The organism is Halarcobacter bivalviorum, from assembly GCF_003346815.1.
Lineage (GTDB): Bacteria > Campylobacterota > Campylobacteria > Campylobacterales > Arcobacteraceae > Halarcobacter > Halarcobacter bivalviorum.
In genome coordinates, this window is sequence record NZ_CP031217.1 from 47,556 (window position 1) to 72,296 (window position 24,741).

Genomic DNA, 24,741 nt, shown 5'->3' on the forward strand with positions numbered 1-24,741 from the left:
CTAAATCAAGAGCTTCCATTAGCTTCCTTTTCTTTTAATTGTCCACATGCTGCAGAGATATCTAAGCCTTTTGATTCTCTAATAGTACATAGAAGACCTCTATTAGTTAAATATTCTTGGAATTTTATCATATCCTCCCTTTGTGGTCTTTGATATGTAGTTCCTGGATATGGATTAAAATAAATTAGATTTACTTTTGCTTTAATCCCATCTAAAAGTCTTAATAGTTCTTGTGCACTTTTAATATCATCATTTTTATCTTTTATAACAAGATATTCAAACATAACTTTTTTTCTTGCATCAACAGGGAATTTTCTAACAGCATCAATAATAGATTTAATATTATACGCTTTATTCATTGGAATTAATTCACTTCTTAGTTGATCATCAACAGCATGTAAAGAGATAGCAAGTTGAATTCCTAAATCTTCATTTCCTAGTTTTTCAATTTTCGTTGAAATTCCAGATGTAGAAACAGTTTGTCTTCTTCTTGATATTGCTAATCCATCAAGTTCTGAAAATATCTTTACCGAATGAACAAAGTTCTTATAGTTATCAAGTGGTTCACCCATTCCCATAAAAACAATATTAAGTGCTTTATTCTCTGCAATATTGTTATCTCTTTTTATTTGAACAATTTGATTTACAATTTCTCCAACTAAAAGATTTCTAACAAAACCACCTTTTGCTGTTAAACAAAAACTACATCCAACTTTACATCCAACTTGAGTAGAGATACAAACGGTATATTTTTCACCTTTTTCTATTGAACCATCATCATTAACTTTTTTCTCTTTCATTAATAATAATACAGATTCTACAGTGTGTCCATCGTGTAGTTGGAAAAGGTATTTGATGCTACCATCAATACTTTGCTCTTTTTTTACTATTTTTAAAATATCTATTGCATAGTTTTCTTTTAAATTATCTTTTAAGTCAGCTGGTATATTTTTCATCTCATCATATGAAGTTACATATTTTTTATATAACCAGTTATAAACTTGTTTCGCTCTAAAGCTTGGTTTTAATTTTTCTTTTAATTCATCTAATGTGTAATCATAGATTGTATTCATAGCTTTCCTTTCAAGCTTAAACTAATTTTGAAGTGTACAAAATATTTCATTTGTAATAGGTAAAGTGAAAGGATTAATATTGTTTCACGTGAAACATAATAAAGTTTTTTTAAGAAGAAAAGAGAGTGAAGGAATAAAGAGAAACTCTTATAAAATTTATTTTATAATCTGTTTCTCAATTAGGTATGATGTTAATTTTTTCATTGCCTCTTTATGATTTTTAATAAAATCTTCATGGGCAGTTTCATTTGTATAGTTAGTGATTACAAAAATTCCAGCTACTGGAATTTCAAACTCTCTTGCAACTTGAAGAACAGAAAAGAACTCCATATTTTCGCAAGCAATTCCATACTCATTAAAGTTCTTTGCTAGTTCAAAATTTTTTGAGATATAGTTAGATGAGTTTATGATAGTATCATTTCTAACCATTTTATTTTCAGACTCTAAAACATTATCAAGAGGGGTATATGAATTATCTTCTAAAAATGATAATTCAATATTAGAAGCTCTTTTTGATTCAACGATATCAAATATTTTATGATTTCCATAACTTCCTGCACTTCCAATAAAAAGTAAAAAGTCAGGTTTATCAAAAAGACATTGTCGAGTAAGATTAATTGCTGTTTCAATTAATCCTACTCCCATTTCCTGTGCAAAGTTAAAAGTTTCATTTCTTCCTGCACAAATTATCATCTATTTACACTCCATTACAAAAGAAGGATTTATAGAAATATCTTCTTTATTTGATTCTGGAACAGCAATTTTTTCATCTGACATTTCTGCATTTGAATAAGCCATTTTTGCCATAGGTCTAAAATATGAATTATTAACTGAAATATTTTTTACTTTACATTCAAGCTTTAAATCTTCAGAAAGATTTTTTGCATATGTATTTGCCCAGTTAATTGCTTCTAATCTTAAAATATCATTTGCAATATCAAAAGCACTATCTTTTATTGTCCAACTAAGATTACTAATTACTACATTAGTTTCTCTTTTTTCTTTAAGTTCAATAACTTCATTTATAAATTCATTAATATCACTTGCTTTATCTGAACTAACTTTATATCTTAATTCTCCTCTATATCCAGTAATTTTAGGAGCATTTTTAGAAGTCCTATATTCTGGTCTTACATTAAGAGAACCATGATCTTTTTCTACTTTATTATAAGACTTTATTTTTTTATTAAATTTTTTAAGTCTTTCATTTACTTCTTTTTCACTTTCTGCTGTAACAACAACAGATAGATATGTTGTAAGAGTATCTTGTGGTAAACTTTTTGAGAATTTTTTATTAAAATTAATCTCAAAAGAAAACAGATAAATTGGTAATAACATTAAAACTAAGTATTTCATTTTAAATCCTTACGGGTATATTATTTTCTCTTAAATAGTGTTTTAATTCCATAATATCAATTTCTTTAAAGTGAAAAATTGATGCTGCTAATGCGGCACTAGCTCCACAATCAAAAGCTTCTTTAATATGCTCCATTGTTCCAGCTCCACCACTTGCAATAACAGGGATATCAACTATTGAAGAGATTTTTGATGTAATTTCAAGCTCAAATCCTGTCTTAGCTCCATCAGTGTCCATTGATGTAAGTAGGATTTCACCTGCACCTCTATTGTAAACTTCTTTTGCCCAAGCAATTGCGTCAATTCCAGTATCTTCTCTTCCACCTTTTACAAAAACATGATAAGAACCATCAGCAACTTTTTTTACATCAATAGCAACAACTATGCATTGACTACCAAATCTTTTTGCCCCTTCATCAATAAAATCTGGATTAACAACAGCTGAAGAGTTTACAGAAACCTTATCACAACCTACATTTAGTAATTTATAAATATCATCAAGCTTTCTAATTCCTCCACCAACAGTTAGTGGAATAAATACCTCTTTTGCAACATCTTTTACAATGTCAACAATAGTATCTCTATTTTCGTGGCTTGCAGTAATATCTAAAAATGTGATTTCATCTGCACCTTCATTATTGTATCTTTTAGCAACTTCTACGGGGTCTCCAGCATCTCTAAGACCAACGAAGTTTACTCCTTTTACTACTCTTCCATCTTTTACATCTAAGCAAGGTATGATTCTTTTTGCAAAATAACTCAAAACTTAATCCTTATTAAATTTAAGAAAAAATCTTATCTAATTGTAAGTTAAAAGCAGATATACTCTTTGATTCTTAGTAGGAGTAGGTTATAGTTAAAGCAAAGAAAAAATTTGGACAAAACTTTTTAAAAGATAGTTCAGTATTAAATAAGATCATCCAATCGATGCCCATAAATAGTAATCATATAGTTGAAATTGGGCCTGGCTTAGGTGATTTGACAGAAAAATTAGTCAAGTACAAAGATACGCGAGCGTATGAAGTAGATACTGATTTAATCGGTATTTTAAAGACAAAATTTGCAATAGATATCCATGAAAAGCGTTTTGAACTGATCCACACTGACGTTTTAAGAGCTTGGGATGAAAAAGGTACTCTGTATGATGGAAGCTATGATTTAATAGCTAATTTACCTTACTATATTGCAACAAATATTATTTTAAGGGCCCTTGAAGACGATAATTGTGAGAATATTATTGTAATGATTCAGAAAGAAGTTGCATTAAAATTCTCCGCATCAGAAGGTGAAAAAGAGTTTTCAGGTTTAGGAGTTATTACAAAACTATCTTCAAAGGAAGCTAGAATTTTGTTTGATGTACCTCCAGAATCTTTTGACCCAGCACCAAAGGTTATGTCTTCAATTCTTTATATCAAAAAAGATTTAGATGTAAAGCTAGATAAAAGTTTTTTAAAGTTTTTGAAGGTTTGTTTTTCACAGCCTAGAAAAAAACTTTCTAAAAATCTTTCTACGGTTTACGATAAAGAACTTTTATCTGATGTTTACAAGGACCTTGATTTAATAGAAACTTTAAGACCTCATGAGCTTAGCGCATCTTTGTATAGCCAAATGTATACAAAGGTGAAGAATGGAAAAGAACGAAGTTAACGAATTACAACAAGAAAAAAAAGAACAACAACCAAGAAAACAGACTACTACAAACAAACAAAATCAAAACCCAAGTTCTGAAAAAAAAGTTTATAATAAAAGAAGAAAGCCAAACAATAGAGCTAAAACAAATACTAATACAGCTACAAAAAATTGGCTTACTGACTTAAAAAAAGCTCATATTATTAATGAGAAGTCTCATAAAAATAGGTTAAACCCACACAATAAATTAAATCTAAATACGAATGCAAAGATTAGAATTACTCCTCTTGGTGGTTTAGGTGAAATTGGTGGAAATATGATGGTAATTGAAACAGAGAAGAGTGCAATTATTGTTGATGTAGGTATGAGTTTCCCTGATGAGGATATGCATGGAGTTGATATCTTAATCCCTGATTTTACTTATATTAGAGATATTAAAGATAAGATTGAAGCTGTAATTATTACTCACGGACACGAAGATCATATTGGAGCAATGCCATATCTTTTTAAAGAGATGCAATTTCCTATTTATGGTACATCATTACCATTAGAGATGATTGGTTCTAAATTTGATGAACATAAAATGAAAGAGTATAGAAAACTATTTAGACCAATTGAAAAAAGAATTCCTATAAAAATAGGAGATTTTGAAATTGAATGGATTCATATTACGCACTCGATTATTGATTCGTCTTCTTTAGCTATTACTACTGAAGCTGGAACAATTATCCATACAGGTGATTTTAAAATAGACCATACTCCAATTGATGGATTTCCAACAGATTTACATAGATTTGCACATTACGGAGAGAAGGGTGTACTATTATTAATGTCTGACTCTACAAACTCTCACTCTGTAGGTTTCACTAAATCTGAAAAAACTGTAGGACCAACTTTTGATAGATTATTTGCTTCTTCTAAAGGAAGAGTTATTATGTCTACTTTTTCTTCAAATATTCATAGGGTTGCACAAGCTATTGAGCATGGATTAAAATATGGAAGAAAAATCTGTGTTATTGGTAGATCAATGGAAAAAAACTTAGAAATAGCAATGAGCTTAGGTTATATAAAATTTCCTAGAGATCAATTTATTGAAGCACATGAAGTAAATAAATATGAAGATAAAGAGGTTCTTATTGTAACTACAGGAAGCCAAGGTGAATCAATGTCTGCACTTTATAGAATGTCAATTCATGAGCATAGACATATTAAAATTAAGCCAGGTGATCAAATTATTTTATCTGCTAAAGCTATTCCTGGAAATGAGGCAAGTGTTTCTGGAATTATTAATCATTTACTTAAAGCTGGTGCACAAGTTGCATATCAAGATTTTAGTGAAATTCATGTATCTGGACATGCTGCACAAGAAGAGCAAAAACTAATGATTAGACTTGTTAAACCTAAATTCTTTATGCCTATACATGGAGAGTATAACCACGCTTTAAAACATGCAAAAACAGGTATTGATTGTGGAGTTTTAGAAAGAAATACTTATATTATGAGTGATGGAGAGCAAGTAGAAGTTTCTCCTAAATATCTTAAAAAAGTTAAATCAGTAAAAACAGGTAAAGTATATATTGATAATCAAATGAACCATAAAATTGCTGATGATATTGTAATTGATAGACAAACAATGGCAAACGAGGGTGTTGTTATGATTGTTGCTCAAATAAATGCAAATGATAGAAAAATGGAAAATAGACCAAGAGTTACTTCTTTTGGATTAGTACCAAATAAACAAGATAGATTCTTTGCAAAAGAGATTGAAGATATCTTAGAAACATTTTTAACAAATGCAAAAGATGGTGTATTTAAAAATAATAGATATTTAGAAGATGAACTAAGAAAAGTAGTAAGAAAACACTGTTTTAGAAAATATAAAAAATATCCAATGATTGTTCCAACTATATTTGTGCAATAAGGAGTCTTAATGGATTTTAATAAAATTGCAAGTGATGTATTAGAAATTGAAGCTAATGAGTTATTAGTTGCTGCAAATAATATCAAAGATTTTGATATAGAAAAAGCGGTTGATTTAATAATCTCTTGCAAGGGTAAGCTTATTGTAACTGGAGTAGGAAAGTCTGGTCTTGTTGGAGCAAAAATTGCTGCAACATTAGCTAGTACAGGAACTTCATCTTTTTTCTTACACCCAACAGAAGCTATGCATGGTGATTTAGGAATGATTGGTAAAGATGATATTGTTTTAGCAATCTCTTATAGTGGAGAGAGTGAAGAGTTGATACAACTTTTACCACATATTAAAAGATTTGATATTCCTTTAATTGCAATGGCCAAAACAAAGGAATCAACTTTAGGTAAATATTCAGATTTCTTTATTAATATCTCTGTTTCAAAAGAGGCTTGTCCTTTAGATACAGCACCAACATCATCTACTACTTTAACAATGGCAATGGGTGATGCCTTAGCAGTTTGTTTAATGAAAAAAAGAGATTTCAAAAAAGAGGATTTTGCCTCTTTTCATCCAGGTGGAAGTCTTGGTAAAAAACTTTTTGTAAAGGTATCTGACCTATTAAGAAAAGATAATCTTCCAATTGTTTCACGTGAAACAAAGCTAAAAGATGCCATTGTTATAATGAGTGAAGGTAGACTTGGAAATGTACTAATTTTAGATGAAGAAGGAAGATTAAGTTCAGTTCTAAGTGATGGGGATTTAAGAAGAGCACTTATGTCTGATAGTTTTTCTTTAGATTGTCAAATTGAATCAATCTCAACTAAAAATCCTAAAACAGTACAAGATAAAAATATTTTAGCTAGTGATGCATTAAGAATTATCGAAGAGTATAAAATTCAAGTACTAATAGTTACAGATAAAGATGGAAAAGTCGAAGGACTTTTACATATTCATGACCTAATTGAAGCAGGAATAAAATAATGAAAAAAGAAAAAGAAGAAGAGTTAGAAGTAACAAGATTAAATAAGTTTATCTCTCATAACAGTAATTACTCAAGAAGAGAAGCTGATAAGTTAATAGAAGAGGGAAGAGTATCTATAAATGGTAAACCTGTTACAAACTTATCTACAAAAGTTTCTATTAATGATGAAGTAAGAATAGGAAAGAAACTTATTAAAGAAGATAAAAATAGAATGTATACAGTAATAATGTATAATAAACCAAAAGGGGAGCTAGTTACTAAAAATGACCCTCAAGGAAGAAAAACTGTTTTTGATTCTTTAGGTAAACAATATAAACACTTTCTTCCAATTGGAAGACTTGATTATGCAAGTGAAGGTTTAATTCTTCTTACAGACTCTGTAGATGTTGCAAATAAATTAATGCACTCAAAACTAGAAAGAATCTATAAAATCAAAGTAGATGGAGAGATTCATCCAAAAGTTGAAGAGGCTATGCTTCATGGTATTGAACTTGAAGATGCAACTTCAGGAGCTCATGAAAAATCAAAGATTAAATCAATGAATTTTGAACCTTTTGTTGCCTATAAGATTCTTACAAATAATAAGAGTTTCTCTAAACTAAAAGTAGCAATTGCTGAGGGTAAAAATAGAGAACTTAGAAGATTTTTTGGACACTTTGGTCTAAATGTAATGGATTTAAAAAGATTTGAATTTGGTGGAATGACACTAAACAATCTTCCTACAGGAAAAAGTAGATACTTAACTAAGGATGAATATAAAGATTTAAGATCTTTTTTAAATAGTAAAGATGACTGATTTATCAAATATATTAAGGCCTCAAACTCTAAATGAGTTTGTTGGTCAAAAACATATTATTGGAAAAGAAAAAACTTTATATAAACTAATAGAAAAAAAAGAGATTCCTCATCTTTTTTTCTATGGTAAACCAGGAACTGGGAAAACTACCCTTGCAAAAATTATTGCAAGAAGCATAAACACTGACTATTACTATTTCAATGCAACTACAATTAAAATTGAAGACTTAAGAAAGGTTTTTGATAGATATAAAAATGCCTTAATAAAACCTATTGTATTTATTGATGAAGTTCATAGATTATCAAAAAACCAACAAGAGGTTTTACTTCCTATAATGGAAAACTATGAAGCAATAATTATTGGAGCTAGTACAGAAAATCCTTTTTTTACATTAACTAATGCAATTAGATCTAGGTCTTTTTTATATGAATTCAAAGCCTTTACTAAAGAGGAGATGGAAGAGGTATTAAAAAAGACATTTAATCATATAGAATATACGATAGATAATGAGGCTAGAGAGTATTTAATCCTATCAAGTAGTGGTGATGCTAGGGCAATGCTAAACTTGCTTAATTTCGCTGTTAAAATTGATTCTCATATAACAATTCAAACCTTAAAAGAGTTAAGGGAGTATCCAATTGGGGATGGAGTTAGTTCTAAAGATAGTCATTATGATTTAGCTAGTGCTATGATTAAGTCAATTAGAGGTTCTGATGTAGATGCAGCATTATATTATATGGCAAGATTAATTGATGGTGGTGAAAGTGTAGAGTTTATAACTAGAAGATTAGTTATTCATGCAAGTGAAGATATAGGAAATGCAAATCCAAATGCTCTTACTATGGCTGTTAATACAATGATGGCTACATCAAAGATAGGATATCCTGAAAGTAGAATAATATTAGCTCAATGTATTATTTATTTAACTTCATGTCCAAAATCAAATGCATCTTATATGGGAATAAATAAAGCACTTAGTGATATTCAAAATGGTAGAATACTTGAAATTCCTAAACATTTAAGGGATAGGCATATTGGATATAAATATCCACATGACTATGGTGGTTTTGTAGAACAACAATATTTAGTTGAGCCACTAACATATTATGAGTCATTGAGTGTAGGCTATGAAAAAACACTAAATGATTGGCTAAAAAAAATTAAAAATAAAGATTTAGACGAAGGAAAATAGATGGATTCTCTTTTAGATTATTATTTATGGATAGTTGTATTTCATATTGTTGCAGTAATGTCTTGGATGGCTATGCTTTTTTATCAACCAAGACTTTATGTTTATCATACAGAACATAAAGAAAAAAAAGAGTTTGTTGAAGTAGTAAAAATTCAAGAATTAAAAATGTACAAATACATAGGAATGCCAGCAATGTGGGCAACTCTTATAAGTGGGACTTTATTAATTATAATTAATCCTGCTTTATTAACAGGAGATGGTTGGCTACATGCAAAATTATTTTTTGTATTACTTTTAGTAGCATATTCATTTTCTTTGGGATATTATAGAAAAGAGCTTGCAAAAGGAAATTATTCTAAGAAAGGTAGTTTCTTTAGGGCATATAACGAGGTTCCCACAGTATTAGCAGTTTTAATTGTTGGATATGTAGTGACAAAAACCTTCTCTCTTAGTTTTACACTTATAACTTTATTAATAGGAAGTTTTATAATATATAAAGTGTTAAACCATAAACCAAAAGAAGAGAAGAATTAATGAATTTTGAAAAAGTATATGTTTTAGATACCAATATTTTACTTGAAGATGCTACAAATATTTTCAAACTAAGTGATGAGAAAAAGAACTTAATTGTATTACCCGAGACGGTTTTAGATGAAATTGATAGTAAAAAGAGTGGTTTTGATGAAATAAACTTCCAAGCAAGAGAGTTTGCAAGAATTTTAGAAAACTCAAAAATAGTTGATACTCAAAAAAAAGATGATTTTAAAATTGTTAGATTAGAAATAGAATCTCAAAAAGAGGCAATTATTGATGTAATCTCTTGTGAAGAGTATAAAATTAATACAAAAAATATGGCTTTAAATATTATAAATGATAGAAAAATACTTGAAGTTGCTCAGTTTTGTAAATCACATTATAGTATTGAAGCAACTTTTCTTTCTCTTGATATTATGGCAAGAACAAGAGCTGTATCTTTAGATATAAAGACAGATTCTCTTATTGGTTCTAATCAAGAAGAGTTTAATTATGAATTTATAAAAACAATAGAGATTAAATTTGAAGATACTGAACACTTAGATAATGCTTTGATTACTGAGTTAGACAAAGATTATGCTCCCCATAACTTTAATTACTGTTTTAAAGTAAAAGGTTCTGACCAAGTAATTTTAGCAACAATACAAAATAAAAGAGTTGTCCTTTTAGATGAAGGAGAGATGAGAAATCAAATAATAACACCTTTAAATAAAGAACAACTATTTTTCTCATGTGGACTTTTTCATCACTTTTATAATGTTTTAATAGTAGAAGCAAAAGCAGGTTCTGGAAAAACTTTACTTGCTTTAAGTGGAGCTTTAAAATTAGTAAGACAAAAATATTTTCAAAGAATTATTTATATTAGAAACTCCATAGAATCCCTTGATAAAGGTGAAGATGTAGGATATTTACCAGGATATGAAGAAAAATTTAGAATCTATAACCATCCCCTTATGGATAGTTTAGATTATATAATAAGAACAGAACATAAAAGAAAACAAGCAAATAAGAAAAATAGTGAAAATATTCAAGAACTAGATGACCAAGAAGTTAGTCAAAGAATTGAACAACTAATTCAAAACTATGGTATTGAAACTATGTGGGTTGGAGAGATGAGAGGAAGAACTTTATCAAATGCATTTGTAATAGTAGATGAAGCACAGAATATGTCTAATAAAACAATGCAAATGGTTTTATCAAGAGTTGATAATACTTGTAAAGTTGTTATTTTAGGAAGTAACAAACAGATTGATAATTTCTACGTAAATAAACATACAAATGCATTAACTACACTTTTAAAATCTACAAAAAATGAAAACTCATTAGTTAATATTTTTGCAATTCGGTTACAAAAAGTATTAAGAGGGCCTATTACTGAATGGGCAGAACAAATATTTACTTCAAAAAATAGATAATTTATATAAAATGTGCTACCTTTATGTATTAAAATATGTAAAGGTAAACGCATGAAAATTGTATTCTTAGATACTAAAACTTTAGGTAAAGATATAAATCTAGATAACTTTAATACTCTTGGAGAAGTAGTAAAATATGAAACTACAGAACCAAATGAAACCTTAGCTAGAGTACAAAACTGTGATGTCGTTGTTACAAATAAAGTGCTAATTCCAAAAGAGATAATAGAACAAAGTAAATTTAAACTAATTTGTATAACAGCAACAGGTACAAATAATATTGACCTTGAAGCAGCCCAAAAAGCTAATATAGCAGTTAAAAATGTAAGTGACTATTCTACTTCAAGTGTTTCACAACTAACATTTACTTTAGTTTTAGAACTTATCCAAAAAATTTCATATTATAAAGAGTATGTGGACTCTTTGCAGTGGTCAAAAAGTAATTTATTCACACATATTGACAAACCATTCTTTGAATTAAAAAACAAAAAATGGGGAATAATTGGTCTAGGTAATATTGGAAAAGAAGTTGCAAAAATAGCAACAGCTTTTGGATGTGAAGTGAATTATTATTCTACTTCTGGTAAGAATTTAAACACAGATTATAATAGTATTACTTTAGAAGAATTACTTAAGACATCTGATGTAATCTCAATACACTCTCCTTTAAATGATTCAACTTATAATTTGATAAATAAAACAAATTTAGATTTGTTAAAAGAAGATACTATCTTAGTAAATGTAGGTAGAGGTGGAATTATAAATGAAGAAGATTTAGCAAAGAAATTAGATTCTAGTAAAAGCTTATATTGTGGGCTTGATGTAGTAGAAAAAGAACCAATAGAAGAAGAAAATCCTTTATTAAAAATCAAAAATAAAGACAGATTAATCTTAACACCACATATTGCATGGGCTTCAATTGAAGCTAGAACAACTTTAATAAATAAAGTATTTGACAATATAAAATCATTTGTATTATAATACGTATTAAAATATGTATAGGAGCTTGTATGAATCTTTTACAATATAAATCAGAAGAGATGGTCTCTTCTACAGAGTTAATAAGAAAAAGCAAAAATATCTTCAATAAATTGCAAAAAAAACAAATAGAAAAAGCAGTTATCCTAAGGGATGGGAAACCTCAATTTATGTTATTGGATTTTGAAACATATGAAGAGTTAATGACTGAATATTTAGCACTAAAACAAGAAAATCTAAATGTTACACCCCAAAAGAAAAAAGAGAAAGCTCTTGAAAAAATAGTAACTTCTACTTTTATAGAAGAGGAGTATTTAGATGAAGAGATTAAAGAGGATGATTTAGAAAAAGCATTAGCTCAAATAGAGGAATTAGATTTAGATAACTCTAATAAAAATGAAGAGATAAATACTCCAATTGAGATTGAACAAAAAACAGAGACTGAAAAACAACCTTTAAAAGAGTTCTGGGAATAAAATGATAAGTGATGTACTAGTGATAGGTTCAGGTGGAGCAGGGCTTAGTGCTGCACTTGAAGCAAAGAAAGAGAATGTAAAAGTATTAGTTGTTTCAAAAGCTTATCCTACTAATTCTCAAACTTGTCAAGCACAAGGGGGAATAAATGCAGTACTGGAAACAACAAAAAATGATTCAGTAGAAGATTTTATAGAAGATACCTTTATTGCTTCAAAAAATATTGCTAGTAAAAATAGTATAAAAAAGATGTGTGAAACATCAGAAGATATAATCACTTGGCTTGATGAAATTGCAGTACCATTTTCAAGAAATGAAGATAGTGATATAGCCCAAAGAAAATTTGGAGGTACTACAAAAAGAAGAACTTGTTATAGTTCAGATTATACAGGTTTAAAAATTCTTCATACACTTTATGACCAATGTATAAAAAAAGAGATTGAGTTTTTAAATGAATACTTTTTCCTTGATTTTATTAAAGAAGAAAATAGTATACACGGAGCAATATTTTTAAATATACAAAGTGCTGAAGTAGTAAAAATCTTTGCTAAGAGTGTAATCTTAGCGAGTGGGGGATATGCCGGAATTTATGAAGGTTTTACTACAAATTCAAATATGACAACTGCTGAAGCAATAGTAAAAGCCTATAAAAATGGAGCAAAACTTTCAAATTTGGAATTTGTTCAATTTCATCCAACTGCAATTAAAGGAAGTAATACTTTAATAAGTGAAAGTGCAAGAGCAGAGGGTGCTTATTTAGTAGATACTAAAGGAAATCGTTTTATTGATGAATTAAGCACAAGAGATGAAGTTGCAAGAGCTATTACAAAAAAACTTATCAATAAAGAGGAAGTTTATTTAGACTTACGACATATAGATACAAAACTTATAGATGAGCTTTTACCTCAAGAAAAAATTTTAGCAAAAACCTTTAAAGATATAGATATTACAAAAGAGTTATTGCCTATTGTTAGTGTAGCCCATTATAGTATGGGTGGAATCTTATGTGATGAAGAAGCAAAAAGCTCTTTAAAAAATCTATTTGTATGTGGTGAATGTGCCCAAGGTAATATTCATGGTGCAAATAGATTAGGAGGAAATTCTTTATTAGAGATAATCTATTTAGGTAAGAAAGCTGGAATGAGTGCAGTTGAAAATTTAAAAGATAGTTCTATAAAAGAAGAGATTGAAGTAGAAGATTATCAAAGTTATATAGAAGAAATTTTAAGCTCTACAAAAGTAGTAAATGTTTTAACATTAAAAAAAGAGTTAGGAGAAAAACTATTTTATCACTTAGGAGTTTTTAGAAATAAAAAAGAGATGGAAGAGTTATTAGAGTATTTAAATAAGCTAGAAACATCTCTTAAAACAGCAACAATTGAAGATAAAAGTAAAATCTATAATAAGAGTCTTATAGAGCTTTTAGAGCTAAAAGAGGCAGTTTATATGGCTAAACTAATAACAAAGTCAGCATTAAGTAGAAAAGAGAGCAGAGGAGCTCATTTTAGAACAGATTATGATAAGAGTTTGAGTTCTTTTGAGAAAAGAAGTGTAATTAGTTTAAAAGAGAATGTAGATGAACTTACTTATGAAGATGTAGTATGAGAATTACAATAAAAAGATTTAATAAGCAAGAAAGCTTTGAAGAGTACGAAGTTTTAGAAAATAGAACTCTTTTAGAAAATTTACAAGAGATAAAAGAAAATAGTGATTCAACTCTAACTTTTAAATCTGGATGTAGAAGTGGGGTGTGTGGTTGCTGTGCTGTTAGAGTAAATGGACAAGAGAGACTTAGTTGTAAAACAAAAGTGAGTGAGAATGCTTTTATAGAGCCTTTAAAAAACTATAAAGTATTAAAAGATTTAGTTGTAGATTTATCAAAAGAAGAAGAGCTAATTAGAGTTTCACAAGCTTTTTTACATGAATATTCGAAAAAAACTATCTCTTCAAAGGATGAAAAACAAATAGATACTCAAAGTAACTGTATCTTATGTCAAAATTGTTATAGTTCATGTCCTGTATTTGAAACAAATGAGCACTTTTTAGGACCATATGCCCTTACAAGAGCATTACGATATGTTGATGATAAAAAAGAACAAAATAGCCTTGATATTTTAACTTCAGTACAAAATAGTGGGATTTGGGATTGTACTTTATGTGGAAATTGTACTTTTGTTTGTCCTCAAGGGATTGATCCTAAAATGGATATAACAAAGTTAAGAATGAAATCAGTACAAAATGGATTTGAAGATAAGAGTGTGCAAAACTTCAATAGTTTTAATAGTGGTTTTGACCCACTGGGAGGTTTTAATCCCAATGGGTTTTAATTTATAGGTTATTTTGAATATATAAATAATCTGAAATTTCAGTCCACTCTCTTACTTCTTTCATATAAGCATCTTGATGGTCTAAAATCTCTTTAAGCTCAGGAGATTTAGCTCCTAACTCAGCTCTAAGTTCTTTATTCGCTTCTTTCATACTAACCATAATCTCTTTTGGAAAAGTTTTAATTTGTATATTAGGATACTCTTCTTTCATCTTTTTCCAAGCTTTTGCGTTTAAATCATAGTTTTGAATATACATATCATAAGCAGCAGTTCTAATTGTAAGAACTAAAATCTCTTGTAAATCTTTAGGTAGTTTCTCAAAACTCTTTTTATTAATTAAAAATTGCATTTCAGAAGCTGGTTCATGCCATCCAGTATAATAAAAAGGAGCAATTTTATGAAAACCCATACCAATATCCATAGAAGGTCCAACCCATTCTAAAGCATCAATATTGTTTCTATCTAAAGCAGTATAAAGTTCACCTGGAGCAATATTTGTAACTTGTACTCCCAGTTTTGCCATAATTTCACCAGCAAAACCTGGAATTCTCATCTTAAGTCCTTGAAGATCTTCTAAAGAATTAATCTCTTTTTTAAACCATCCTCCCATTTGAACCCCAGTACTTCCTCCTGGGAATGATAATACACCATGTTTAGCATAAACTTTTTGCATAAGTTCTAACCCACCAGCTTGATAAAACCAAGCATATTGTTCAGGTGCAGTCATACCAAAAGGCATAGAAGTAAAAGGAAGTGTAGCTAAATCTTTTCCCTTCCAATAATATGAAGCAGAATGACCCATATCATACTGACCACCTTTTACCATATCTAAAATTCCAAGTGGTGACTTATGTTTATTTGAAGCATCTACTCTAATTTTTAATCTACCATTAGAGATAGTTTCTGCATATTTAGCCATATTTTGTGCTGAATCAATTAGAGGTGTTAAAGTAGGTCCCCAAGTCGTAGCCATAGTAAGAGTATAAGTTTTAACTTGCTCTTTTTTTACTTGTGTGTTTTCTTGTTTTTTAGTATCATTACAACCAGTAAATATAAATACTAAAGATACAAAAAGAAGTGTTAACTTTTTCATCTTTTCCCTTTTTTGTTATTAATAGTTTTAATATAGTGGTGACCATGATTGGACTTGAACCAACGACAACTACGATGTCAACGTAGTGCTCTACCAACTGAGCTACACGGTCGAGAGAAAAGATTTTATCACAACTATAATAAATAAAAGTTATAGTTATAATAAAATAATAAGTCTAGTTTATATCTGTTACTTTTTGAGTTCGTGAAGTTCACTAAAAAGATAAGCTTCAACAATTTCGTCAATGCTTCTTTGTGTAGGGGCTACTAAAACAGTAATATCATCTTGTTGGAATTGCCATACATATTCTTGGTCATTTTGTACAACTACTGTTTCAATAAAGGCATTAATATCATCTCTATCTTTATAAAATTTACAATTTTCAATTTGACCTTCATTTAATTCTATAAAAGCCCAATAAACAGTTGTATCAAGTGTAGTTAATAGTGCTTCATGTCTTCTATTAGAATCTACAGGGATTAGTAAACTCATACTAAAAATCCTTATTTTTTTCTAAATAATATTAACAGATAAATATTATTCCTTGTATTATATATTTTTCAAACTTATTAAATCTTTACTTATTTTCTATAGATAAGTTTTTTTGAACCACTTTGAAAAGATAAATATAGTCCATAAATGCTGTTTAAATTTTCTTTGAGAAGAGAGAGTATATATCTGTTTTAAATACTCACTATTAAATAGGTTTGTTTCTTCATTTACTTTTAAAATAGTATCTAAAATCTCATCTTTATACTCTTCATGAATCCATTCATTAAAAGGAGAGTTAAAACCTTTTTTTGTACGATGAACAATAGTTTCAGGGATATATTTTAAAGCAATCTTTTTTAGAAGATATTTGTTTGTATCTCCTACTTTTATTTGTGAGTCAATACTAAAGGCAAGATTAACTAATCTATAGTCTAAAAAGGGTGTTCTAACTTCCAAAGAGTTTCGCATTGAGATTCTATCAACTTTACTTAATAAAGCCTCTCCTAGCCAAATCTTTAAATCAATATAACTCATCCAATCCACAGGATCTTGTTTAGGAGTTTCAGTTTTAAAAGTAGGTACTTTTTTAAAGAGTTTTCTTTTTTGAATATCAGAATATATCTCTCCAAAAGAGTTATAGATATTTTGTTTTTTTACTACTCTTCTTAGATATTCACTCTCTTTAGTATTATTTTGTAAAGCACCAATAATAGAGTTTAAAAATTCACTTTGTTTATTTTCTAAGCTCTTTGCAAAATCATAATAACCTAAAAACTTTGCATAGTTATCATATCCTAAAAAAAGTTCATCACTTCCTTCTCCACTTAAAACAGTTTTTATACCTGTTTGATGAATTTTTTTTGTAAGTATATTTAGAGGAATAGCTGCACTATCTGCATGGGGTTGTTCTAAAGCACTTAAAGTATCTTCAAAATAGTTTATAAAGTCATTTTTACTTATTTCAAGTCTTGTATGGTTTGAGTTGATATGTTTAGCTGTAATATCTGCATAATCTAACTCACAGTAATTTTTATATTCACTGTAACCAACTGAGAAAGTATTGATTTTTTTGTTTGTAATTTTAGAATATAAAGCAGACACAAGTGAGCTATCAACTCCACCACTAAGTAAACTTCCAACTTCAACATCAGAAACAAGTCTTGCTTCAATACTTTTGATTAAAGTCTCTTCTATTTTTTCTAGAGCTTCACTTTCATCTTTTACAGCTTTGTAGGTATTAATTTTATAGTATCTCTTCTTTTTTAAATCACTATTTTGTAAAGTAAAGTATGTTGCTGCTTCAAGGGAGTTTATATCTTGATAGAAGGTATTAGGTGCTATTGGAACAAAGTATTGAACATATTGACTTAGAGCTACTTTATTTAGCTTTGGAGTGCTTCCAAGTAGCTTTATAATAGAATTAATTGATGAAGAGAAGATAAACTTATTGTCTTTGTGGTAGTAAAAAAATGGTTTCTTCCCATATCTATCCCTTGCACAAAAGTATTTCTCTTTTTTTATATCATAAAGACAAAATGAGAACATTCCATTTATCTTGTTTAAGAAGTCTTCTTCATATTTTTGATATAGTCTTATTAATACTTCTGTATCTGATGAGGTTTTACACTCTAGGGCTTCTTCTTGGATTAATTCTTGATAGTTATAAATTTCTCCATTAAAAACAAGTAGAATATCATCAAAAACCATTGGTTGATTTGCTTCATTGTCTAAATCAATAATTGCAAGTCTTGTATGCCCAAACTCTTTGTCTTTTATTTTTAGTGAAGAGTTATAATCTGGACCTCTATTATTTAAGTTTTCTAATGCCTCTTTAAAATTATTTGATAAAAAATTACTTCCTAAAATACCACACATCTTTATACTCCAAAAAACTTATCGATAACGATAATATAAACAGCCATAAAGCCAATAAAACTAAGAGTACTAATAATTACTGCAAAAGTTGTATCTATAGGCTTACAATTGTATAAAGCTGATAAATTTACATTATTAACTGCAAGGGGAACAATTAGTTCTAAAAAGATGATTGCACCAACAAAGGGATCAATTTTAAAATAAACAATTACAAATAAACCAATTATTGGAAGTATAATATGTTTAAAAAGAGTTATATTGATTGAAAGATTCCAATTTGCACTTCTGATTCTTACTTGTGACATAAAGATACCAAATACAATTAGTTGCATAACTATTGCAGCATATGCTCCCATAGTAAAAACTTTTTCAAAGTTTTCATTTAGAGTAAAACCATAATAGTTAAATAAAAGAGCTAAAATAGCTGCATGAATAGCTGGTATTTTAAATATCTCTTTTAGTGCATCAGTGAATTTAAACTTCTCACCTGCAAAGAAGTAAACTGAAAAGATATAGATATAAAACATATTTGCAATATTTAAAATAGAAGTATATGGAACTGAAGCTTCACCAAAAAGAGCGATTCCAAGGGGAATACCTAAGTTTCCAGTATTTCCAACTAATGATGAGGCTAAAAAGATAGAACGGTCTTGATAGTCTTTAAAGATTTTCTTTGAGTAAAAAAATGCAAAAAATAGTGTTATAAATACAGCAACTGCATAAATTAAAGGTGAAATTATAAATTCATCATTTATAGGAGCTCTTGTTAATCCCCAAAAAATAAGTATAGGTTGTAAAAAGTATAAATTTAAAAGAACGAAACTTTTCTCTTTTACTTCATCTTTAAAAACTCTTTTAAAAATGAAACCAATAACAATAAGAATATAGATTGTTGCGACAGATAAAAGTGCGTCTATGATAAATTCCTTTTAATTAAAAAAGGAATTTTATCAAAAGAAAGTAGTCTCTTTGCTTTTAGCTCATGATACCTTTAATCATGAAGAAAATAGCAGCAGAAAGTAAAGCAGCAGCTGGAACAGTAATTACCCAAGCAGCAATGATTTTCTTAACAGCATCTCTTTTTACATATTTAACTTTTTTAGCTGATTTGAAATCTCTTTTTTCTTGTTTTACTTGCTCAACTTTTTCTTCAATATTTCTATAAAGTTCAGCAATTCTAATATAGTCAGTTTTCTTTTTATCTTTTAGATTCTCTAATGATTTTAACTCATCTTCATAATCATCTAAGATTTTTTTATCTCTTTTAAATCTTTTTCTTGTATCTGCAATAAATCTTGATTCTGAAGAATCAATCCATTCTCTTAGGAAACCTACACCAAAAACTCCACCAACAGCAATATGTGTTGAAGAAACTGGAAGTCCTAACTGAGAAGCTAGAATTACAGTAATAGCAGCAGCCATAGCAATAGAGAAAGCTCTAATTTGGTCTAATTCTGTAATTTCAGAACCAACTGTTTTAATTAACCTTGGTCCATAAAGAGCAAGACCAATAGAAATACCAATCGCTCCTACAGCCATAACCCAAAATGGAATATCAACTTTAGAAGAGATTTCACTACTCATTACAGCATCATTAATAGCTGCTAATGGTCCAATTGCATTTGCAACATCATTTGCTCCATGGGCAAATGAAAGTAAAGCAGCAGCAAAGATTAAAGGGATAGTAAATAGTGAGTTAACACCTTCTCTATCATTTGAGATTTTTTCACTTGCTTTTATTACAAGTGGTTTTACAAAAAAGTAAACAGCAACAGCAATTGCAATACCAATTAATGAAGCTGTTAAAAAGTCAAGTTTGATTAGCTTTTTTACACCTTTTAAAATTAAATATGTAGAGAAAGCCCAAGACATTACAGCAACAAGGATAGGAACAAATTTTCTAGCTTCTTCAAGTAAATCTTTTTTAAAGATAATATTCTTTTTAATAAAGTAAAGAAAACCAGCAGCAATGATTCCTCCAAGTAGGGGAGAGATAACCCATGAAGCAGCAATTTTACCCATTGTTCCCCATGAAACAATAGCAAAACCAGCAGCAGCAATACCAGCACCCATAACTCCACCAACAATTGAGTGTGTAGTTGAAACAGGAGCACCAATTGAAGTAGCAAAGTTAAGCCATAATGCAGCAGATAAAAGTGCAGCTGTCATAGCCCAAATAAAAATTTCTGGATTTGTAATTAAAGCAGGGTCTATAATACCCTTTTTGATAGTTTTTACAACATCTCCACCAGCAATAAACGCGCCAGCAGCTTCAAAGATAGCAGCAATAACAATTGCCCACATTAAAGTCATAGCTTTAGATCCAACAGCTGGACCTACATTGTTTGCAACATCATTTGCACCAATATTCATTGCCATATAAGCACCAAAAACAGCACCAATGATTAAAAATGTGTTGTTAGGAACATCTCCATGTGATGTATAGCTCCATAAGAAAACTAACATAACAAATAATAAAGCTAAGGAAAACTTAGCTAATGTGGGCAGAGCCTCGTTGGTTGCCTTCTCAAACTTGTGAATGGTTTTAATATCCAAAATAGTCCTTTTTTCTGTAACTTTTTTGTAACTAAAGTTTTGTAGGATTTTATAGGGTAATTCCTTACACAACCTTTAAGTAAGCTTAATCTTTATATTACTAAACTAACTAAATTATTTTATATCTCTATAATATATTCTACACTTTTTTTCAATTTTTTAATCTTTTTTAAATAGAATTATAAAAAATATCCGTATAGTAATAAAAAACTTGACAAATAATACTTTTTTCTATACAATAGTAATAAAATATAGAGAAAATACATAAAGGAGTTATAAATGAGTATTAAAATTTTAACTGCTAAAGAGAATCCTCATGTTGCAAAACTTAAAAATGAGTTTGATATTTTTAGAGTTTTAGATATAAAAAAAGGAAAACTTGAAATTATTGAATTTTTTAATAAAGATGGGGTTTTTAGAGGTTTTGGTAAGGATACAAAAACAGCTTTTAAAAAAGCTAAAAAAGTTTTAAAAAACTACTATAGTTAGTCACTAGAAGAAGATTATCTTCTTCTAGGTCTTCTTCTAGAATCACTTCTACTATTTCTAGAGTTAGAGTTTCTATTATTATTTCTTCTTCTACCATATCCTCTAGAGTCTTTAGAGTCTCTATCGTCTTTAAGTCTTTCAAATAATCTTGTAATATCTTTTTCAGATTTACCAATATTATTGTTTCCTTTTACATATGTATCATTTGTAAGTAAAGAAGCAAGTTTATGAGCAATTGTAGATAAGTCATACTCTTCTTTCATACTCTCAACTAAATCAATTCCTGAGTCATAAACTTTTTGGTCAATGATTTTGCTTTTTAAACTATCTGTTTTCTTTTCTTTTACTGAAGCTACATTTGGAATAACTTTTGCTTCTAGTTTTCCACCAGTTGCTTTTTGAATCTTTTGTAACATTCTAAATTCATGTGGAGTAACAATAGAAACAGCTGTTCCATCTTTCCCAGCTCTTCCAGTTCTTCCAATTCTATGTACATAAGATTCTGAATCAAATGGTAAATGGTAGTTAAATACGTGAGTTACATCATTTACATCTAATCCTCTTGCTGCAACATCTGTTGCAATAAGAATCTCTAATTTTTTCTTTTTAAATGCATTAATAGCTTCTTCTCTTTGTCTTTGCTCCATATCTCCATGAAGTCCCTTTGCAGAGAACCCTTGAGAAACTAAAAAAGTAGAAAGTCTATCAACTTCTTTTTTTGTTCTACAGAAAATAATAGATTTTTCTGGGTTTTTAAAATCATAAAGTCTAATTAGTGCATCATCTCTTTCATGTTCATCAACTACATAAAATGTTTGTGTGATTTTTGAGTTTGTAATTTCTGATTTTGTAATCGTAATAAACTCAGGCTCTTTTAGAATTGATTTTGCTAATTTTTTAATTGCTTCTGGCATAGTTGCAGAGAAAAGAAGAGTTTGTCTATTCTCTGGAAGATATGTAAAGATTTCTTTAATATCATCTAAGAATCCCATATCAAGCATTTCATCTGCTTCATCAAGAACTACAAATGATGGTTTGATATTAATTTTTTGACCCTTTAGTAAATCTAAAAATCTACCAGGAGTTGCAACAATAATACCTGCATTTTCAATATGTTTTAATTGTCTTGTATATGATTGTCCACCATAAACAGTAGCAGTATTAATCCCTAAGTTTTTACCAAATCTAAAAAGTTCATCAGAAACTTGCATAGCAAGTTCTCTTGTTGGTACAATTACCACAGCTTCAACATTTCTATTACACTTCATCATATTTATGATAGGAAGTCCAAATGCAGCAGTTTTACCAGTACCAGTGTGTGCTTGTCCTACAATATCTTTTCCGTTTAATACTACAGGGATTGCATCTCTTTGAATTGGACTTGGTTCTTTAAATCCTGCGTCATCAATTGCTTTTTGTAAGTTTTCTTTGAAATTAAATTCATTAAAAGTCATTTATTACCTTTTGTTTAGTTTATACTTCGTAGCAGTATATTTTTTTAAACATACACTAATATAAACTTCTTCTATTTATCATAGAACTAGATTTAAAAACTTTATGCTTATTGTGACTGAAAGCAGGGCCTTGAAATTAGAGATTCAAAGTAAAAATAGTATATATCTGTGTATAGTTTCGCGGAGTATATCCAAAAAAGTATAAATTTAAGCTGTAATAATGAAACTAAGAGGTTTTCAACCTCTTTAGCTTCTTAGATGTCATCTAGACTTTTATACCCTTCAAGGTATTTTGTATCATAGTTATTAGAAAGAAAATCTTCATTTTCCATCATTTTTTTGTGGAATGGAATAGTAGTTTTAATTCCTTCTACTTCGAACTCATTTAAAGCTCTTTTCATAATATTGATAGCTTTTTCTCTATCTCTTCCCCATACGATTAATTTTCCAATCATTGAGTCATAATAAGGAGGTACTACATATCCAGCATAAACATGAGAATCAACTCTTACGTTTCTTCCTCCTGGTACAAACCATTGTTTAACTTTTCCTGGACAAGGTAAGAAAGAGTTTGGATCTTCAGCAGTAATTCTTACTTCAATAGAGTGTCCTCTAAATTTGATTGATTCTTGAGGTGGTAATTTCTCACCTTCTGCTACTTTAATCATTAATTCAATGATATCAATTCCAGAAACCATTTCTGAAACTGGGTGTTCAACTTGAAGTCTAGTATTCATTTCCATAAAGTAGATGTTTTGTTGGTCATCTGCTAAGAATTCAAATGTTCCTGCACCTTCATATTTTAAATATTTTGTAGCTTTAACTGCAACATCATGTAAATGTTTTCTTGTTTCATCATTTAATAAAATTGCAGGTGATTCTTCAATAACTTTTTGGTGTCTTCTCTGTAATGAACAATCTCTTTCACCAATATGAATTGCATTTCCATGAGAGTCACCAACTACTTGAACTTCAATATGTCTTGGTTTATTGATAAATCTTTCTAAATACATAGTTCCATCACCAAAAGCAGCTAGAGCTTCAGAAGATGCAGCAGTGAAAAGTTGTTCAAATTTCTCTTCAGACTCAATAAGTCTCATTCCTCTTCCACCACCACCAGCAGCAGCTTTTGCCATAATTGGGTAACCAATTTCTAATGCAACTTTTTTACCTTCTTCAACAGAATGAACAGCTCCATCAGAACCTGGTACAACTGGAACACCAGCTTTTACCATTTCTGCTTTAGCTTTAGATTTATCAGCCATTTTTTCCATTACTTCAACAGAAGGACCAATAAATTTAATATTGTGAAGTCTACAAATTTCTACAAAGTCTTGATTTTCAGAAAGGAAACCATAACCTGGGAAAATTGCATCACAACCAGTAATTTCAGCAGCAGTAATAATTGCTGGAATATTTAGATATGAATCAATAGATTTAACATCACCAATACAAATTGCTTCATCTGCATGTTTTAAGTATGAAGCATTTTTATCTCCTGCAGAATAAACAGCAACAGATTTTTTACCCATTTCTCTAATAGTTCTAATAGCTCTTTGAACTATTTCACCTCTATTAGCAATTAGAATTTTTTTAATTTCAGCCATATTGAGCTCTTTATTATAGTTTTTCTACTACAAATAATGGCATATCGTATTCTACTGGATTTCCATTCTCAACTAAGATATCAACAATTTTACAATCAAATTCAGCTTCAACTTCATTCATAATTTTCATAGCTTCTAAAATACAAAGTGTTTGACCTTTTTTAACTGTGTCACCTTTTTTAACAAAATCAGATGCTTCTGGTGATGGAGCAGAATAGAAAGTTCCAACCATTGGAGAGTTAATTGTATCTCCAGAAATTGCAGCAGGTGCAGCTTCAGTTGTAGCAGCTACAGCAAGAGGCGCAGCAGCAACAACTGGTGCAGCAGTAGCAACAGGAGCAGAAGTTACAACAGTTCCTCCTTCAAAACCTTTTTGCATAGAAATTTCAAATTCACCTTCTTTTACTTTTAATTTACTTAATTCACTTTTATCGAAAACTCTAATTATCTCTTTAATTTCTCTGAAATCCATGTTCAACCTTTTATAATCAAATTTTGGAAATA

24 protein-coding genes and 1 tRNA gene are annotated in these 24,741 nt (G+C 29.2%); 12 read left to right on the forward strand and 13 right to left on the reverse strand.

The window, feature by feature from the left end; genetic code table 11:
• Window positions 1-5: 5 nt before the first annotated feature.
• The 4 genes from rlmN to hisF form a co-directional block, all read right to left on the reverse strand.
• On the reverse strand, window positions 6-1,073 hold the full coding sequence (rlmN, locus tag ABIV_RS00210; protein ID WP_114837980.1) for a dual-specificity RNA methyltransferase RlmN: 1,068 nt from the start codon (window positions 1,071-1,073) through the stop codon (window positions 6-8).
• A 156-nt stretch (window positions 1,074-1,229) separates the two neighbouring features.
• The gene (locus ABIV_RS00215; RefSeq protein ID WP_114837981.1) at window positions 1,230-1,766 is read right to left on the reverse strand and encodes a phosphorylase family protein; all 537 of its coding nucleotides are present in this window, start codon (window positions 1,764-1,766) and stop codon (window positions 1,230-1,232) included.
• Window positions 1,767-2,429: an SIMPL domain-containing protein gene (locus tag ABIV_RS00220; RefSeq protein ID WP_114837982.1), complete on the reverse strand. Its 663-nt coding sequence runs from the start codon at window positions 2,427-2,429 to the stop codon at window positions 1,767-1,769.
• A gap of 1 nt (window position 2,430) precedes the next feature.
• Window positions 2,431-3,192: an imidazole glycerol phosphate synthase subunit HisF gene (gene hisF / locus ABIV_RS00225; protein ID WP_114837983.1), complete on the reverse strand. Its 762-nt coding sequence runs from the start codon at window positions 3,190-3,192 to the stop codon at window positions 2,431-2,433.
• A gap of 89 nt (window positions 3,193-3,281) precedes the next feature.
• Here hisF and rsmA point away from each other — a divergent pair, with 89 nt between their 5' ends.
• Genes rsmA through ABIV_RS00280 form a run of 11 tightly spaced genes read left to right on the forward strand, consistent with a single transcriptional unit; the run spans window position 3,282 to window position 14,671 of the window.
• A complete protein-coding gene (gene rsmA, locus ABIV_RS00230) occupies window positions 3,282-4,076 on the forward strand; it encodes a 16S rRNA (adenine(1518)-N(6)/adenine(1519)-N(6))-dimethyltransferase RsmA (protein WP_114837984.1) in 795 nt (264 codons plus the stop codon).
• Window positions 4,057-5,979, forward strand: a complete 1,923-nt coding sequence (locus ABIV_RS00235) for a ribonuclease J (protein ID WP_114837985.1) — start codon at window positions 4,057-4,059, stop codon at window positions 5,977-5,979. The genes rsmA and ABIV_RS00235 overlap by 20 nt, the downstream gene beginning before the upstream one ends.
• Before the next feature lie 9 nt (window positions 5,980-5,988).
• A complete protein-coding gene (locus ABIV_RS00240; RefSeq protein WP_114837986.1) occupies window positions 5,989-6,954 on the forward strand; it encodes a KpsF/GutQ family sugar-phosphate isomerase in 966 nt (321 codons plus the stop codon).
• Complete coding sequence (locus ABIV_RS00245) at window positions 6,954-7,751, forward strand: pseudouridine synthase (RefSeq protein WP_114837987.1); 798 nt, start codon at window positions 6,954-6,956, stop codon at window positions 7,749-7,751. The genes ABIV_RS00240 and ABIV_RS00245 overlap by 1 nt, the downstream gene beginning before the upstream one ends.
• Window positions 7,744-8,943: a replication-associated recombination protein A gene (locus ABIV_RS00250; RefSeq protein WP_114837988.1), complete on the forward strand. Its 1,200-nt coding sequence runs from the start codon at window positions 7,744-7,746 to the stop codon at window positions 8,941-8,943. The genes ABIV_RS00245 and ABIV_RS00250 overlap by 8 nt, the downstream gene beginning before the upstream one ends.
• Window positions 8,944-9,477, forward strand: a complete 534-nt coding sequence (gene hemJ / locus ABIV_RS00255; RefSeq protein WP_114837989.1) for a protoporphyrinogen oxidase HemJ — start codon at window positions 8,944-8,946, stop codon at window positions 9,475-9,477.
• On the forward strand, window positions 9,477-10,892 hold the full coding sequence (locus ABIV_RS00260; RefSeq protein WP_114837990.1) for a PhoH family protein: 1,416 nt from the start codon (window positions 9,477-9,479) through the stop codon (window positions 10,890-10,892). Before hemJ ends, ABIV_RS00260 begins: the two co-directional genes overlap by 1 nt.
• Window positions 10,893-10,943: 51 nt before the next feature.
• The gene (locus tag ABIV_RS00265) at window positions 10,944-11,873 is read left to right on the forward strand and encodes a D-2-hydroxyacid dehydrogenase (RefSeq protein ID WP_114837991.1); all 930 of its coding nucleotides are present in this window, start codon (window positions 10,944-10,946) and stop codon (window positions 11,871-11,873) included.
• A gap of 29 nt (window positions 11,874-11,902) precedes the next feature.
• The gene (locus ABIV_RS00270) at window positions 11,903-12,346 is read left to right on the forward strand and encodes a hypothetical protein (protein WP_114837992.1); all 444 of its coding nucleotides are present in this window, start codon (window positions 11,903-11,905) and stop codon (window positions 12,344-12,346) included.
• 1 nt (window position 12,347) lies between these two features.
• Window positions 12,348-13,949, forward strand: coding sequence for an FAD-dependent oxidoreductase (locus ABIV_RS00275; RefSeq protein WP_114837993.1), 1,602 nt, complete (start codon window positions 12,348-12,350; stop codon window positions 13,947-13,949).
• Complete coding sequence (locus tag ABIV_RS00280; RefSeq protein ID WP_114837994.1) at window positions 13,946-14,671, forward strand: succinate dehydrogenase/fumarate reductase iron-sulfur subunit; 726 nt, start codon at window positions 13,946-13,948, stop codon at window positions 14,669-14,671. Before ABIV_RS00275 ends, ABIV_RS00280 begins: the two co-directional genes overlap by 4 nt.
• A gap of 1 nt (window position 14,672) precedes the next feature.
• Here the strand turns inward: ABIV_RS00280 and ABIV_RS00285 are convergent, their stop codons facing one another.
• The 6 genes from ABIV_RS00285 to ABIV_RS00310 form a co-directional block, all read right to left on the reverse strand.
• Complete coding sequence (locus tag ABIV_RS00285) at window positions 14,673-15,764, reverse strand: TRAP transporter substrate-binding protein (protein ID WP_114837995.1); 1,092 nt, start codon at window positions 15,762-15,764, stop codon at window positions 14,673-14,675.
• A 36-nt stretch (window positions 15,765-15,800) separates the two neighbouring features.
• A tRNA-Val gene (locus ABIV_RS00290) sits at window positions 15,801-15,876 on the reverse strand.
• 77 nt (window positions 15,877-15,953) lie between these two features.
• Window positions 15,954-16,256 (reverse strand): hypothetical protein, encoded by a 303-nt coding sequence (locus ABIV_RS00295; RefSeq protein WP_114837996.1) that lies wholly within the window; start codon window positions 16,254-16,256, stop codon window positions 15,954-15,956.
• 96 nt (window positions 16,257-16,352) lie between these two features.
• The gene (gene asnB / locus ABIV_RS00300; RefSeq protein ID WP_114837997.1) at window positions 16,353-18,131 is read right to left on the reverse strand and encodes an asparagine synthase (glutamine-hydrolyzing); all 1,779 of its coding nucleotides are present in this window, start codon (window positions 18,129-18,131) and stop codon (window positions 16,353-16,355) included.
• Window positions 18,132-18,133: 2 nt separating this feature from the next.
• The gene (locus ABIV_RS13765; protein ID WP_337442127.1) at window positions 18,134-19,051 is read right to left on the reverse strand and encodes an AEC family transporter; all 918 of its coding nucleotides are present in this window, start codon (window positions 19,049-19,051) and stop codon (window positions 18,134-18,136) included.
• Between the two features lie 55 nt (window positions 19,052-19,106).
• The gene (locus ABIV_RS00310) at window positions 19,107-20,597 is read right to left on the reverse strand and encodes an inorganic phosphate transporter (RefSeq protein ID WP_114840409.1); all 1,491 of its coding nucleotides are present in this window, start codon (window positions 20,595-20,597) and stop codon (window positions 19,107-19,109) included.
• Between the two features lie 369 nt (window positions 20,598-20,966).
• On the opposite strand from ABIV_RS00310, the gene ABIV_RS00315 reads away from it, so the two are divergent.
• On the forward strand, window positions 20,967-21,176 hold the full coding sequence (locus ABIV_RS00315) for a hypothetical protein (RefSeq protein WP_114837999.1): 210 nt from the start codon (window positions 20,967-20,969) through the stop codon (window positions 21,174-21,176).
• Between the two features lie 14 nt (window positions 21,177-21,190).
• Here ABIV_RS00315 and ABIV_RS00320 read toward each other — a convergent pair whose 3' ends face one another.
• The 3 genes from ABIV_RS00320 to accB all read right to left on the reverse strand — a co-directional run bounded on the left by ABIV_RS00320 (window position 21,191) and on the right by accB (window position 24,709).
• Entirely contained in the window at window positions 21,191-22,630 is a 1,440-nt protein-coding gene (locus ABIV_RS00320) for a DEAD/DEAH box helicase (protein WP_114838000.1), read from the reverse strand.
• Between the two features lie 254 nt (window positions 22,631-22,884).
• A complete protein-coding gene (locus ABIV_RS00325; protein WP_114838001.1) occupies window positions 22,885-24,237 on the reverse strand; it encodes an acetyl-CoA carboxylase biotin carboxylase subunit in 1,353 nt (450 codons plus the stop codon).
• Between the two features lie 13 nt (window positions 24,238-24,250).
• Entirely contained in the window at window positions 24,251-24,709 is a 459-nt protein-coding gene (accB, locus tag ABIV_RS00330) for an acetyl-CoA carboxylase biotin carboxyl carrier protein (protein WP_114838002.1), read from the reverse strand.
• Window positions 24,710-24,741: the final 32 nt, after the last annotated feature.